This is a genomic window from Segatella copri, assembly GCF_026015625.1.
Taxonomy (GTDB): Bacteria; Bacteroidota; Bacteroidia; order Bacteroidales; family Bacteroidaceae; genus Prevotella; species Prevotella copri_H.
Map to the genome: position 1 here is coordinate 2,327,330 of NZ_JAPDVG010000001.1, position 15,022 is coordinate 2,342,351.

At 46.8% G+C, this 15,022-nt stretch carries 11 protein-coding genes and 1 pseudogene; all 12 read right to left on the reverse strand.

Going from position 1 to position 15,022, the window contains the following annotated elements; all coding sequences use genetic code 11:
* Positions 1 to 5 precede the first annotated feature (5 nt).
* Positions 6 to 199: pseudogene (locus tag ONT19_RS09985) on the reverse strand (5-dehydro-4-deoxy-D-glucuronate isomerase); the annotation flags it as partial.
* Positions 200 to 608: 409 nt separating this feature from the next.
* Positions 609 to 1,970: an NAD(P)-dependent oxidoreductase gene (locus ONT19_RS09990; protein WP_117693308.1), complete on the reverse strand. Its 1,362-nt coding sequence runs from the start codon at positions 1,968 to 1,970 to the stop codon at positions 609 to 611.
* A gap of 25 nt (positions 1,971 to 1,995) precedes the next feature.
* Entirely contained in the window at positions 1,996 to 2,661 is a 666-nt protein-coding gene (locus tag ONT19_RS09995; protein ID WP_117693310.1) for a bifunctional 4-hydroxy-2-oxoglutarate aldolase/2-dehydro-3-deoxy-phosphogluconate aldolase, read from the reverse strand.
* A gap of 234 nt (positions 2,662 to 2,895) precedes the next feature.
* Positions 2,896 to 3,918 carry a PfkB family carbohydrate kinase gene (locus ONT19_RS10000; protein ID WP_264952547.1) on the reverse strand — a complete coding sequence of 341 codons (1,023 nt, stop codon included), beginning with the start codon at positions 3,916 to 3,918 and terminating at the stop codon, positions 2,896 to 2,898.
* Between the two features lie 148 nt (positions 3,919 to 4,066).
* Positions 4,067 to 5,062 carry an alpha/beta hydrolase gene (locus tag ONT19_RS10005; protein ID WP_264952546.1) on the reverse strand — a complete coding sequence of 332 codons (996 nt, stop codon included), beginning with the start codon at positions 5,060 to 5,062 and terminating at the stop codon, positions 4,067 to 4,069.
* A 54-nt stretch (positions 5,063 to 5,116) separates the two neighbouring features.
* Positions 5,117 to 6,310 carry an alginate lyase family protein gene (locus ONT19_RS10010; RefSeq protein ID WP_264952545.1) on the reverse strand — a complete coding sequence of 398 codons (1,194 nt, stop codon included), beginning with the start codon at positions 6,308 to 6,310 and terminating at the stop codon, positions 5,117 to 5,119.
* A 17-nt stretch (positions 6,311 to 6,327) separates the two neighbouring features.
* Positions 6,328 to 7,083: an SDR family NAD(P)-dependent oxidoreductase gene (locus ONT19_RS10015; RefSeq protein ID WP_117693318.1), complete on the reverse strand. Its 756-nt coding sequence runs from the start codon at positions 7,081 to 7,083 to the stop codon at positions 6,328 to 6,330.
* Between the two features lie 46 nt (positions 7,084 to 7,129).
* A complete protein-coding gene (locus ONT19_RS10020; protein ID WP_117693320.1) occupies positions 7,130 to 8,593 on the reverse strand; it encodes an MFS transporter in 1,464 nt (487 codons plus the stop codon).
* Positions 8,594 to 8,600: 7 nt separating this feature from the next.
* Positions 8,601 to 8,942, reverse strand: coding sequence for a cupin domain-containing protein (locus ONT19_RS10025; RefSeq protein ID WP_117693322.1), 342 nt, complete (start codon positions 8,940 to 8,942; stop codon positions 8,601 to 8,603).
* A 15-nt stretch (positions 8,943 to 8,957) separates the two neighbouring features.
* Positions 8,958 to 11,156, reverse strand: coding sequence for a heparinase II/III domain-containing protein (locus ONT19_RS10030; RefSeq protein ID WP_264952544.1), 2,199 nt, complete (start codon positions 11,154 to 11,156; stop codon positions 8,958 to 8,960).
* Position 11,157: 1 nt separating this feature from the next.
* On the reverse strand, positions 11,158 to 13,320 hold the full coding sequence (locus ONT19_RS10035) for a chondroitinase-B domain-containing protein (protein WP_264952543.1): 2,163 nt from the start codon (positions 13,318 to 13,320) through the stop codon (positions 11,158 to 11,160).
* A 25-nt stretch (positions 13,321 to 13,345) separates the two neighbouring features.
* A complete protein-coding gene (locus ONT19_RS10040) occupies positions 13,346 to 15,013 on the reverse strand; it encodes an IPT/TIG domain-containing protein (RefSeq protein WP_264952542.1) in 1,668 nt (555 codons plus the stop codon).
* Positions 15,014 to 15,022: the final 9 nt, after the last annotated feature.

The window sequence follows — 15,022 nt, forward strand, 5'->3', positions numbered from 1 at the left end:
ATTATTTATTTTAAATCAGTAGTCTTAATCTTCTGCATATCTGTGTAGTCGAGGTTCTCGCCTGCCATACCCCAGATAAAGGTGTAGTTGCTTGTACCAGCAGCGCAGTGGATAGACCATTGCGGAGAGATAACAGCCTGCTCGTTGTCCATCCACTTGATGGGCGTGTTTCCTGTGGCTCGCCCATCAAGTGGCATAAATTGAACAATTTTCTCAAAGACGAGTTTGAGTATCGACTCGCATTCTTGACAACGAAGAACGGGAAGAGCATGAGGAGGTTGAGTACCTGCAAAGTGGTGAACTTGCAGTTCTCTTTCTTCTCTACTCCAATCTGGCTGGAGCGTATATTTATATGTTCCATCACACCCATAATGCACTTAATTGCACGATTATCGTCATTTTTTGCGAAAAAGCTTCGCAGATCTGAAATAATTTTTGTATCTTTGCTCACGGCTTTGAAGTTTTATCTTTATTCTTTAGCGATTGTAAAGATACTCATTTTCTGTGAGTTATACAAACTTCAGAGCCTTTTTTATTCCAAAATTACGTTAAATCACGCTTGTGAATTTTCACTTGCGAAACTTTAGTCAATTATTTTAAGCAAGCACCTATTCCACGGTGCCTTGCTGCTCAATGCGCTTGGCCTCTTCCAAGAGCTTGATGGCATCCACATACTGGGCGATGCCCTGTGCCACCTCCTTGGCTGCCTTCATCGCAAGAACCACAGTCTGAGGACGATGCACCACATCACCTCCGGCAAATACGCCTCGGCGAGTGGTCATACCGTATGGACGTTCCACCACCTTGACATAGCCCTTCTCATCTACCTCGATACCTGCCGTGGTAGACACGATGCGATTGGCTGGACGAGAACCGATGGCCAGATAGATGCGGTCGAACTTCTCCACTCTCTCGCCCTCTGGGGTATTGAGCACACAGCTGCCGAGTCTACCATTCTTGCCCTTGAGGAAAGCCTCTACGGTGGTCTTCCACTCAAACTTCACTCCTTCCTTCACAGCCTCCTCATACTCGCTCTGGATGGCAGGCATCTCTTCCTGGGTCTTGCGATAGAGCACAGTTACGTCGGCTCCCAGTCGGATAGCGGTACGAGCGGCATCCATCGCCACATTGCCACCGCCGATGACGCCTACCTTCTCGCCATCACGCAGAGGCACCATCTCTCTAGTCAAGGCACCCTCATTATAGGCATTCACATTGTGCAGGAAGTAGGTGCTCTGGCTCACACCATGGAGCTTGCTGCCCGGTGTGGAATCCATGTTCTGTGGCACACTGGTACCCGTGCCCATGAAGATAGCATCATAGCCGGCACGGAACAGGCTGTCGATGGTAACATTGTTCTCACCCACCATGCTGTTGGTGATAAACTGTACGCCCAATGCCTCAATCTTGCTCACCTCATCGCGCACCACGCTCTTAGGCAGTCGATACTCAGGAATGCCATACATCAGCACACCGCCCGGCTCTGCCTGTCCCTCGAAGATGGTTACATTGAAGCCCTGGCGAGCCAAATCGCCCGCTACGGTCAGACCTGCAGGTCCTGAACCGATGACGGCTACCCTGCCACGAGTTTTCTGTGGCAAGCGCTCACGAGAGAGATTCATCTTGGTATCGAAGTCGGCGAGAAACTGCTCCAACTTGCCTATCTGCACCGGTTTGCCCTTCTTGCCCAGCACACAGTGACCCTGGCACTGCTTCTCGTGAGGGCACACACGACCGCAGATGGCAGGCAGGTTGCTCTTGGCATTGATGATGCTCATCGCCGCACCCATATTGCCCATGGACAATTCGTGTACAAAGTCGGGGATATCATTCTCTATAGGACAGCCCTTGCGACACTGCGGAATCTTGCAGTGCAGACAGCGCTTGGCCTCCTCAATAGCCTCTCGGGTAGAGAAGCCCTCGTTTACCACTTGGAAATTAATATCTTTCTTTTCTTCCTGTTCACTCATACTTGTTACTCTCCTATTTTTAAAGTTACTGAGCCTGTGCAACAAAAGCCAAAGACTCACGGCACTTGTCGCTCACTGCCTTCCAATCACCAGCAGCGATAGTGGCCTTCGGGAAAAGCTTAGAGCCCATACCTACACAGTTGGCACCTGCCTTAATCCAAGAAGCTATGTTATCTGCATCTGGAGATACACCACCTGTAACCATGATAAGCGACCAAGGCATTGGGGCCTTCAAGCCCTTAACAAAGTTAGTACCAAGAACGTCACCAGGGAATACCTTGCAAAGATCGCAACCCATCTCCTGAGCCATACCAACCTCTGTTACTGAGCCACATCCTGGTGTATAAGGAATAAGACGACGGTTGCAAACCTTAGCTACGTCTGGGTTGAACAACGGACCTACTACAAAGCAAGCACCAAGCTGAATGTAAAGAGATGCTGTAGGAGCGTCGACGATAGAGCCTACACCCATTGCCATATCTGGACATTCCTTAGCTGCAAACTTAACTACCTCAGCGAATACCTCGTGAGCGAAGTCACCACGGTTGGTAAACTCGAATGCACGAACACCACCATCATAGCAAGCCTTTACGATGTTCTTTGCTATCTCTACGTCGTTATTATAGAATACAGGCACCATACCAGTCTCGGTAATCTTTGCAAGCACCTGCTGTTTGTTGAATTTAGCCATAATGATAAATGAAAAGCCCTCCCCCCATCCCCTTCCCCATAGGGAGAGGAGTGGTATGTTGGGCAAATTATTGTTTAAAATAAAGTTATTATTATATAAAGCTTAAGCTCTCTCCTTCCTTTTATCAGCTATATATTATAGGTATAAAAGCTGTATTAAAACTTTTATAAGCAATATCAGCATACAAATCGTCCACCATTGGGATGGGACGTAGGTGAGGCTTTTAGCCTTTATTTATCGCTGTACACGACCATTAGCATTGCCAGCTGCCAAAGCCTCTACCTCATCAACTGTAACAAGGTTGAAGTCACCGTTAATAGTGTGCTTCAATGCCGAAGCTGCAACGGCAAACTCAAGAGCTTCACCCTGTGTAGGCTTTGTAAGCAAACCATGGATAAGACCACCTGAGAATGAGTCGCCACCACCTACACGGTCGATAATAGGCATAATGTCATAACGACGGCTCTCATAGAACTCCTCGCCGTTATAGATAAGAGCCTTCCAACCATTATGTGTTGCCGAGAAGCTCTCGCGCAGAGTAGAAACAACATACTTGAAGCCAAACTCCTTCTTCATCTGCTCGAAAATCTTGTGATAGCCGCTTGCGTCGGTCTGTCCACCCTCAACGTCAGCGTCTGGCTTAAAGCCAAGGCAGAGCTGTGCGTCTTCCTCGTTGCCTATGCAAACATCAACATTCTTCATCAAAGGACGCATTACAGAGATAGCCTTCTCTGATGTCCAGAGCTTCTTACGGAAGTTGAGGTCAACACTCACTGTTACACCGTGACGCTTAGCAGCCTCACAAGCAAGACGTGTAAGCTCGGCAGCATTGTCGCTGATAGCAGGAGTAATGCCACTCCAGTGGAACCACTGAGCACCTTCCATGATAGCATCGAAGTCGAAATCCTCTGGCTTAGCTTCTGCAATAGCAGAGTGAGCACGGTCGTAAACAACCTTTGACGGACGCATAGAAGCACCTGTCTCAGCATAGTATAGACCCACACGATCGCCACCACGAGCAACGAAGCTTGTATCTACACCATAACGACGCAATGCGTTAACTGCCATCTGACCAATCTCATGCTTAGGAAGCTTGCTCACAAAGTAAGCCTCATGACCATAATTAGCTACACTAACAGCTACGTTAGCCTCACCGCCACCAGGGATGACGCGAAGAGTTTCTGACTGGATAAAACGGTCGTTACCGACTGGAGAAAGGCGAAGCATAATCTCGCCTAGGGTTATAATCTTTGCCATAAATATATATTTATTTTGTTCGTTAATATTTTTTGTTCGTTACCTACTATGTTATAATGTGACTATCTTTTAAGATACGCTTGTATAGTTTCTTAATACTACAGTATTCTCGTCGAGAACTGTCTATCACGTCATAGAGAAGCTTCTATCACTTCAAGTTCTTCTGTATGAAATCGGCCGATTTGAAAAAGATTTCCTCCATCTTGTCTGAACCTTTCGACGATAAGTTGTGATCATAGAAAGGATAGACGGAAAGCACAGCCTCACCACCCTTCTGCTTTACAGCATCAGCCAACATCTTGCTCTGTTCGCACTCCACTGTCAAGTCGTAGGTTCCACAGACGAGCAGACAAGCAGGAATATTCTTCTGGGGGATGAGGTTGATGGGCGACACGGCAGAGAGCGTTTTAGGATTGAGCTGATCGAAATAAGCGATGCGCTGAGCATCCTTCGTCTTTGCCGTAATCTTAGCCTTCTGCAGATCGTAGATTCCAGAATAGCCCACCAGCAGTTTGGCTTGCGACTTCATGGCACCCACAGCTGCCAGATGAGCTCCCGTTGACGTACCTAAGAATCCAAAACAAGAGGGGTCTACATGAAGTTCTTTGGCATGGTTTTGCACATATTTCAGCGCATCCATTACATCCTGTATCGTGACCTGAATCGTGGCGCCTAACTGTGTCGCCAAAGTATAAGAAACTCTCACGCCTGTGATTCCAGCCTGTTTGGCAAGATATTGCGACAAGATCTTAGAAGAACCATTGTTACCAGTGCGCCATCCCCCGCCATGCAGATAAATCATAAAAGGTGCGGGCTTGTCCGAAACCGCCTTGTCTACAGAAAGAATCAGTTCATAACCATTCGCTTTCTTGTAGACGATATCTACTGTTTCTACGCCCTTGTAGAGTTTGCTTGTCAGTCTTTGCGGTTCATACTTATATGGCACCAGCACATCAGTAAGCTTACTCATGTCCATGCGTGCCTTGGCATAACGCGCTTCTTGCAAGAGTTTATACCCACCCTGTCCATCCTCTATCAGCTTCATGGCATAGTGATTGGTGAGTTGAGTGGTCTGTGCCTTCACACCTATAGCAGTGCCTAACATGGCACAAACCAAGCATAATAAAGATAAATATTTTTTCATTTTCGGAATCTTATTAGCAAATCATTTATGTTTCGGCAGTTCTGCCAAATGGGGTTAGTGACTGATCTGAACGTCGTAATAAGGCATCAACAGAGCACTTTTATCCGTCATTCCCAGCTGATAAGCCAGTTTGGTATAGTTTTTATTTTCCAAAGCCTTTCCTGCTTCGAGCAAGATTGGAGTAGCACGTTGGGCATCAAACTTTTTGATTTGCTTGTAAGTCCACTTCTCTGGCGACTTGTAATAAGGATACAAGAAAGCAACGACATCTGCCAATGACTTTTGCGAAGCAGTCTTCATAGTCCAGAGATTTTCACCTATACCTGCAGCTATAAAAGAAGCCTGCAAGGATGCCTCACAAACAAAGGTGGAATAGTGCAAGGACAAAGTGCGAGCCAACTCCTGTGGCAGTGAACCATTCTCAGCTATCTGATTGTTGAGTTTCTGCATGAAGTCGTCGCGCAGCACTTCTCTGATTCGATTTTCGTAACCCAAGAAAGCTAATAGTTCCATGTGCGTCACGTCAAACCACAAGCCATGATTGTTTTTAGCTCTACGCTCCATTTGTCCCTGAGTGCTGTGCTCCATCCAATACAAGAAAGCCTTTCCCCATTCAGTGAGTTGTGTCTGGTCATGCTCTGTCCATCCAGCATAATCCTTGATGAGAGCCGACATACACAGAGCTCTACAAGCATGACGCGCATCCAGTATGCCCGTACCACGAAGTTTGGTGCGTCCAGGGATGAACTGCGAATAAGTCATATTGGGATTCATACCCGTGATGCTGTCGGTAAACCATGCACGCAGATAACGCGCACAATGTTCAGCATACAGACTCTTGCCTGTGACATAATATAACAAAGAAAGACAGTCTACGGCATTAGCCATTTTCACCATAGCCTTCTCGCTCATATAAGAATCGATTTCAGGATTCACCTTACCATCATGTCGCACATAAGGGAGTCCGTCTTTCTTTGTCGTATCCGGCCACCAGTAGCGAGACAAAGAGATGTAATCACGAGCATCATTAGAGGGAGGTAATATCTTCGACTTGACAGTAGGAGCCTTGTCCTTCATCAGTTTAACCGCCATCCCCTCATAGAAGCCAACCATCTTAACAGCCTGCTCATTGTTGTGCAGATAAGCCTCTTTAAGAGCAGACAGTCGCTGCTTGTCAAGAGGCAGAATCTGAGCCTTTGCAGAGACCAAAGCCCCTGCAAAGACCAGTAATACTATGAGTTTTCTCATTTATTATCTACGATTTATTATGAGAAGAATACACCACCATTGATATCGATGTTGGCACCTGTGATGTAAGAAGCCTTATCGCTTGCCAAGTAGCATACCAAGTCAGCCACCTCATCAGCCTGACCCTCACGACGCAGAGGATAGTTTCCCTTCATACGCTCACGATTCTCAGGAGTGTTGAAGATGTCGTGGAAAGATGTAGCTATCGTACCAGGGCAAACAGCGTTGACACGAATGCCATCAGGACCCAACTCCTTAGCCATAGAACGAGTAAAGGTAGAAACCGCAGCCTTAGATGTGGCATAGAGCGAAGCACCAGCACCACCACCATCACGAGCAGCCAAAGAAGAGAAGTTTACAATAGAAGCACCAGCTGTCATGAAAGGCACAACAGCACGAGTAGCCAACCATACAGAACGCATATTAACATCCATTACGATGTCATACCAGTCGTCTTCCTGCTCGGCAATCTTCTTACGGCCAACCATACCGCCTACTACGTTTACCAAGACATCAATCTTTTCGCCAAAGGCTTTCTGAGTCTCTGCTACAAGATTCTTCACATCAGCCACCTTGGTCATGTCGCCTTTCACGAGAATGCACTCGCCACCTACCTGACTGATTAACTCAGCAGTCTCCTTGGCAGCTGCCTCATTACCGAAATAGTTAACGCAAACCTTGGCACCATCGGCTGCCAACTGCACTGATACTGCTCTACCCAAGTCTCTTGAACCACCAGTAACGATGGCTACTTTATTTTCAAATCTTTTCATATTAATTTAATAATTTAGTTATTTGTATTAATTGTATTTTTTCTATTTATTTATCTATTTGTTTGATTTCACCCACTGTGAGGAAGATGGCAAGCCAAGACAATGGAACCAGCGCTCCCAACAAGCTGAACAAAACAGCCCAGTTGGTGATATAGCTTGAGAACAAGATTGCCAAGATGGTGCCAAGCACAGCAGATGCACCACCCAGTCCTGCCAACGAACCAACATTCTTACCACGATGCAAGTCGCACGGAATGGTTTGCAGATTGGTCATAAAGAACTGGAATCCACCCAGCACAAACGCCATCCATACTACAGCCAACACAGCTGAGGAAGACATAATGGCCAAGATGATGGAAGGAATGATGATAGCTCCACCCACTAAGATGGCATTTTTGCGTGCGTAGTTGATGGTATGTCCACGATTGATAAGCCAACAAGAATACCAACCACCCACGATACTTCCCAAAGCTGCTCCCGCATAAGGAACCCATGCAGAGAAAGCCACCTCTTTAATATTAAGGTGGAAAACATCAGCCAGATAGAGAGGCAAGAAGGTGACAAACATCCACCAGATAGGGTCGAGGAAGAAACGTCCCAAGATGACCGACCAGTTTTTCTTTTCGCTCAGCAACTCACCCCATGTCTTACAATGAGTATCTGCCTGAGGCTTTTTCTCCGGTTGATTGCTCAAGATGTAATGGCGCTCTTCTTCTGTAATCCAAGGATGCTCCTTAGGACCTTTCTTGTTGATAACGAGCCAAGGAATGAGCCACAACAAACCCAACGAACCAACACAGACAAAGGTTACCTTCCAGCCGAAACTGATAAACAGCATCAGGATGAATACAGGAGCAAAGATGCTACCTATAGATGCTGCCGCACCGAAAAGTCCCTGTGCAAAGGCTCTCTCCTTCTGTGGGAACCATTCCGCATTGCTCTTTGTAGTGCCAGGCCAAGGTCCTGCCTCGCCCAGTCCGAGCATCATTCTGAAAGCCGTCAGCGAGAACTTGCCAGTAGAGAATGCTGCCAGTGCGTCAGCCAATCCCCATATCAGCACACTACCAAAGAATCCCTTACGGCAGCCCACCTTATCATATAATCTGCCCGACACGAGCTGACTGATACCATAAGCTATCATAAAGAAGATGGTGATATCGCCCAAGATATCTTTTGCCTTCTTCGAAGCGTCTGGATCGTTGCGGTCAATGAGTCCCAGATCAATGGCTATTCCCTCCTTGTTGGTAACTATCGTTGCAGCATCTTTCTGCTTGATGGTCACACTACCCTCATCTACTATCATGTCATCGCCACGCGTAGAGAAAAGGCGATAGCCCTTATCTGTTTTCACAGCCACATTCGAACTCATATCGATAGGCTGTTTTTCCACCAGCTCATAATCGATATTAGCCACCCACATATAGTTCAGGGTGCCACGATCCAAATAGTTGATGATGGTTATCATCATGATAAGTCCGATGATATACCATCGCAATCCTTTTATTTTCATGCACTTATTACTTTAAAAAGTCTGCCCTCATCGGACTAAATGTATCTATCAAGATGCCAGCCTCCAGGCAAACACATCCATGCAACTCATCTGGAGCTACATAATAACCATCGCCTGCCTCTAAGATACGCTTCTCATCGCCAATGGTGAGTTCAAACTTGCCACTTGCCACATAAGTAGCCTGGCTGTGATAATGCTCGTGCATGGTACCTACGGCTCCCTCTTCGAAAACCACCTTTACCATCATCAGCTGACCATCATAGCCCATAATCTGACGCTTGATACCAGGACCAGGATTTTCCCATCCCATTTCCTTTGCAATCTGAAATACTTCACTCTTTGTTTTCATATCTTTTCGTTTTTATTAATGAATATACTGAATATCTACTCTTCCATTCCATCGGAATGTCTTGTTGCCTACCTGTACGGTATGTTCATGAGCCTCATCGTCAGCCAACAGCAAGAAGAGGTCATGACCAGCATACACACCATGCAACACCAACTGAGAGTCGTCCTCAAACAGAATCTCCAGTTTCTCGCAGGAGGTGATGAGATCGCGAGAGGTTTCGCGCAAGACATCATACTCTCCATGAGTCTCTATTGAAACCGCAAAGGTGTGGTTCTTCTTGCCTTTCTCGCGGATGATATAGCCCGAGCGATGCTGCAAGTTGAAGTCAGGGTCATTAGCTCCCAGGGCGACAAACTTAAATTCAGAAGTAGGGCTGCTGGCATAATTGACTGAATAGAATCGATTGGCCTTAAAGAACGTAAGGCATGAAGTCGATGAAGCGGTATTCTGTCCTGTAGCCTCAAGCCATAGATGCTGATAACCCGCTTTCTGACCCAGAGGCGCCATCTGATCTAAGTTACGCTGATAAGGATAATTCACCGATACCAGATGACCATTATACCACAACGGATAATCGTAGTCGTGCACCTTGTCAGACTTCAATCTGAACACATCGCATATCAGAGAGCGTTCGAGGAAGGACACCTTGGCATAGACGATAGTTCGCAGCATGTCTACACCAGGATAGGCATTGGTATCGCGAGCCATCACCATCTGCCAACCATCATGAGAGAAGTCAGCTTCAACAATGTTAGCATGATACTGCTCTGCCACTTTCAGCTTACCGCCATAGTTGCTGTTCTGATCCACCACCACCGTGTTATGGGCAATGGTCTGCTTGGCATAGGTATTGTTCTCCTTGGTATAATGTCCGCCATGTTTTGCCTCTATGTTGAGGAATCTCGAAGCTCCATAGTCGGTCAATATTTCGTGCCCATTGTCGTAGTAAGCCATGGCAAGTTTGTCGTAGTGTCCATGTCCCATACCTTGCGATGTAGCCTTCAGTGTGATGGCACTATTGTATTCAGAACTGCGTGGTCGCATGATAGCCAAACCGCCATCCTTACCATCTCTTCCGTCGCTCAACACACAACTGCGCTGTACGAGGGCATGAGATTCCTCCTTTGCCATATCGCGCTGCGCCATAAACCCTCCAGCTATAGGCAGAACATAAGTCTGATAGTTTTTCATCACAGCCAACAGCGACTTGTTTTCAGGAAACTTACCATAGATGATATTGGCAGCATAAACCATCTCCTGAGCAGAAAGACCTTTCTCCAGAGCATCGTTGATATGAAAGAACTCTCCCTCGTATGACATCTGCACCAAAGCATCTAATGCCTTCACAAGGATTCCGTTACGACGATGGAAGACGTTAAGCTCGGGCATACAATGATCGATGCATTGAGCAAACACCACAAAGGGCCAGATGGCATAACGCTGATAGTAAGCCCCTTCGGTGTAATAGCCGTCAGGAGAGAAGAGATAGTCCATCTGGCGCAAGAATCCACCATTCTTGCCTGTTTCATCCGTGCCGTACAAGGCCTTGCGCACCAGTGATTGGTTACCAGTAGCCATACCCACCATACCCACAGCCGAAGTGGCCCATGTGGCATGGTTGTGCATACGGTTGAACATCTCATGGTTGCGCTTATGCTCCCCATAGCCGTTCATAATGAAGTCTGCCATATTAAAGAGTAAGTTTTTCTCTATGAACTTACGCTGCTTGGCAGACAGGGCATCATACACACAGTCGTACGCCATTGCGGTATGAACGAGCCACACGCTCTCATTGAGCGTCTGCCAGAAGAGGCGACCAGGTACTGGCGACAAGCTGACAGGATGGAGCCCCCACTTAGGATATTTCTGCGCATACTCCATAAGCATCTGAGCCACGAAGTCAGCATATTTCTTGTTGCCCGTGTACTGATATGCCAATCCTGCATGAAACATTGCATAGTAGTTGCTTTTATGCTGCTCGTGTACTGCACCTCCACCTCCGTCGATGGGAGTAGGAACTTGTATGGCTGCAGCACAAGCCTCATCAGCTTTTTGCACCAAGTCGTCTACCACTCGTCCGAAAGCAGGAACTTCGTTTATATGTTTTTTCATATATCCCAACTCCTCTTGAGTAAGCAAGAGTTTGGGATGCTGCGCCATGGTAGCAACAAGCCCCAAGGCACAGAAGAAAAAGATTGATAATAGTCGTTTCATATTACAAACCTTGATTTTGTCGATTCAAATATACTTCTTTTCGCATGGCAAGTACCGCACCTGAGTTCTCGAACTTGCAACGCTCTATCACCACATCCTCCCAAGAAGTTTCGTCCAGGCGAACACTTACTCCGCCTCTACCACTATTGAAGAATTGGCAGTCAGAAACACGCAAGTATTGTGGCCCCATCAATCGCAAGACGCTACCACGCTGCTTGTTGCAACAATCGTAGAAGAAACAGTTGCGCACAGTGACGTAAGGTCCTGCCGTACTCTCGTCGCTACCGCCACGATACACATTGACAGGTGTGCCCAACAAACGACGGAACTCGCAGTTTTCGATCAGCATATTCTCGGCGTTGTAACGTCCCTTGTCATCCTTCTCGGATGCAAAGTCGACACCACCACCAGAACAGTCGGCAATGAGACAACCCGTAACAATCAGACTATCGGCAAAGGTGGATTTCTGTCCACGAATAGCAGCACAGCCATTCTCACCAAAGTTGATAAACTTACAGTTGTTTACCTTCAACTTATAAGGAGTTGTCATGGTCTTGGCTGTAGAGATACCTGTCTCTGGCGAAGACCCGCCAGGTTCTAAGCGACCATCAAAGACAAGGCCTTCTACTTCAAGACTTCCCCCATTATCTATGGTCATGAGATGGGGCACTGAGGTCCCCACCGAGCGAAGCAACGTTTTGCCAGAAGCCGAGCGTATAGTCACATTTTTCTGCACCAAGACGGTCTTCACCAACTTGTACTCATCGCCTTGCAGCACAAAGGCATCGCCATCCTCAGCCTGAGCCAACACCTGAGGAAGGTCGGCATCCTTGGCTACCATGACAGTGCGAGCCTCTGCCTTAGCGGTTTTCGCTGTCTCACTCAGCTTACCTATCGTCCTACTAATCATCTGCTGATAAGTAGGCACCATAGGCAGCTTCACCTTTGCTATTTTTATTCCTGAAGGCAGACTTTCCAGATTCTTATTCATGATATTGTCGGCGAAGCGAACTTCAGATGCCTTATCTACCATCTGGAAAGGATTCTGCGTGCCGCTAACGAACAAACGGTTTCTCTTGAAGTCGATGCTACGAGGAGCCGAAGTGCGTTCGGCATCAGCACCCGTACCAAACTCCAGATTCGTGCAGTCGACGTACACATTGTCGGTTATTGTAATGTCAGAGACTTGCACATATCGATTGGGCAGAGAGTTGGGTACAGCATTCATAACTCCTAAAGCAGAGAAAAAGCGCTGACCTGCCAAACTAACGAAAATGTTGTTGCGAATGACATGATCGGAATCTATCACTCTCACACCGCCCGTATTGCGCTTGCCATTACCTACAAAGGTGTTGTTCTCTACCAAGTTGCGCTTGCCATGACGCAAAGCCACCACGCCTTCACACTCCCAGAGGTAATTGCCGCGCACGATGTTGTCGCAAGACTTGATAGATATCACTTCCACCTCACCAGAGCATCTGTCAAAGAAATTGTCACAAACCGTAGTTGCTGAGGTTTCATAGCTTTGCTGAGAAGTACCGATACGCATGGTCTCTGCACCATTGGAACCATATACCTCACGAGGACCAAAATAGTTATGGTCTATCTGATGATGATTGTTCAGATTGTTGGCACCATTGAGGTTGACAAGGAGCGTTACACCCAAGTTGTACTTGCGCAGCAATTCGCAGTGATCCACTCTGTTGCGCTGGCCAGATAGATAAATATAACTCTTTGACTGCGAACGGTCTTCGGTATTATAGTTGTCTATCACGCAGCGAGTCAAATTGCAATCTTGTGCGAAATCTTTGCCACCAGCAAACTCCACTACTGAGCGGCGAGAAGGATAACCATTGCGAAACTCCAGTCCGCTTACCACCAAATGCTTGCCACTCATGACGAGCGAAGAACGCCCTGTGATAAGCACTGTGCCCGGCTTTGCCTCCACAGTGATAGGAGCCTGCTTCGTACCTACAGCCTTCCACTTGAGGTCGACGTCACGATAAGTACCAGCCTCAATGATGACACGGTCGCCAGCCACAGCCTTCTTCAGACAGTCAGCCACCCCTGGCAGAGAGGTCACATAATCACGTGCCTCGCCTGTCATAGGAGTTGCCAACATAAGAGCCAGCACACCTTCATATAAATGCTTTCTTACTTCCATTCTTTTTTCGTTATATAAACAATACTTAATACTGATAATCGTGCTTCATCCAATACATATCAAAGGTGACTCTACTTGAAGAAGGCGCCTTAGTATTATTGTACAATTTAAAATCAACATGCTTGATGTGCAAGAAACCAATGCGCTTGATATTTTCGGCAGCATTAGCCGCTTGTCCCTTCACATTATAATAAATAACCAAGATGAAGGCATCTACATCGGCTGACTTCTCTGCTCCTACAGCAAAGACTCCAGGAGCAAACACAGTATTATTAACCGACTGCTTAACTGCCCCGACGCTGATATTGCCAATCTTCTTTCCGGCTACATCAATAGGGAATGTATGCTCGTCAATCTTCTCCAAAGCACCATTCTTAATCTGGTCGATGATCGCCTTGTGAGTAGGCTCTGTAGGGTTGAGATAAACAAAGCTGAGACATGGAGTTCCATAGCAGTTGCCATTGGCTCCCGTCACACGATATTCGTCGGCAGAATTGTTGATCATGTAGAAGTTACGCAACTGTGTGTTAGAACCAGCAGGCGTATTGATCTGCAACGTACCAGCACTCACACCAGAGAAGAAGAAATAAGGATTTACCGAATTGTATTCCTCCTCAGTTACCTTAGGTAGATTCTTACCAGCACAGGTATTAGCTTGATACTTATAAGATATAGGGTCGACAGCTGTTCTCCATAAACTATTGGCATAAACCAATCCTGTTTCTGGCGAGAAGAAAGAGGCTAATGACTCTACGTCACGTCCCTGTCCGTAAATCACCTTGTCCTTCCAGAAGTAAACGAAAGGCACATTCACACCAAACTGTTCGGTAAGGGTGCGTGTCTCGATGCCATCGAAATAAGTTATTGACAGCGAAGTCTGGTTATGTCCGTCTACAAACTTATCGGAATAAGGAACCACAAACTTCAACGTATTCTCTGTCTGCAAACTTACCATACACTCTACATCACCCACGAACACCTTATTAATCTTGTTCAGATAAGAACCCGTGAGAGTTATCTCATCGCCCACACTGTTGTCACCAAACTCTGTAGTAGTTACCTCAGGCTGATAACGCTTCACATTGAGCATAGGCAAGAGGTCGGCAGCTGTTTCCTGAGTGGTGGTACCATCGTAGTAGGCAAAGGTGACATGAGCATCGTCTTTCTCTACATAAGGTACCGTGAACACAATCTCGTTGACATTCTTGCTGATGACTGTAGCCTCGTGCTTCACTGTACCGCCATTAGCCGTAAAGTACACAGCAGAAATGACATTCATGTTCTTACCGCTGATGAGCATTTTATTACCCATCTCCACCTCTCTCTGCACCGAAGATGCCGTAGCCAAAGGAGCAGGATATTCCACAGCAAACTCGCTCTCAGAAACACCCTCACCCTCGGCATTGACAAGTGTTATCTTGCCAGTACGCGCCTCATTAGGAACCTCTATCGTGAGACTCGTGTTAGAGAGTCTTTCCGCGATTTCACATTCTTTCTCTCCCAACAAAGCCTTGGTGACTCCGTTCAGAGCTTTTCCTGTGACAACTATCTTGCTACCCACACTGCCTTGTGCTGGCATAAAACTCTCTATAACAGGAGCACTGGCTATCGTCTCGTTCATCGACAATTCATCGCACGAAACGAGAAAGCATGCTGCAAGTAGGAATGTGAATATATATTTCATCTTTTTCATAAGATTCTC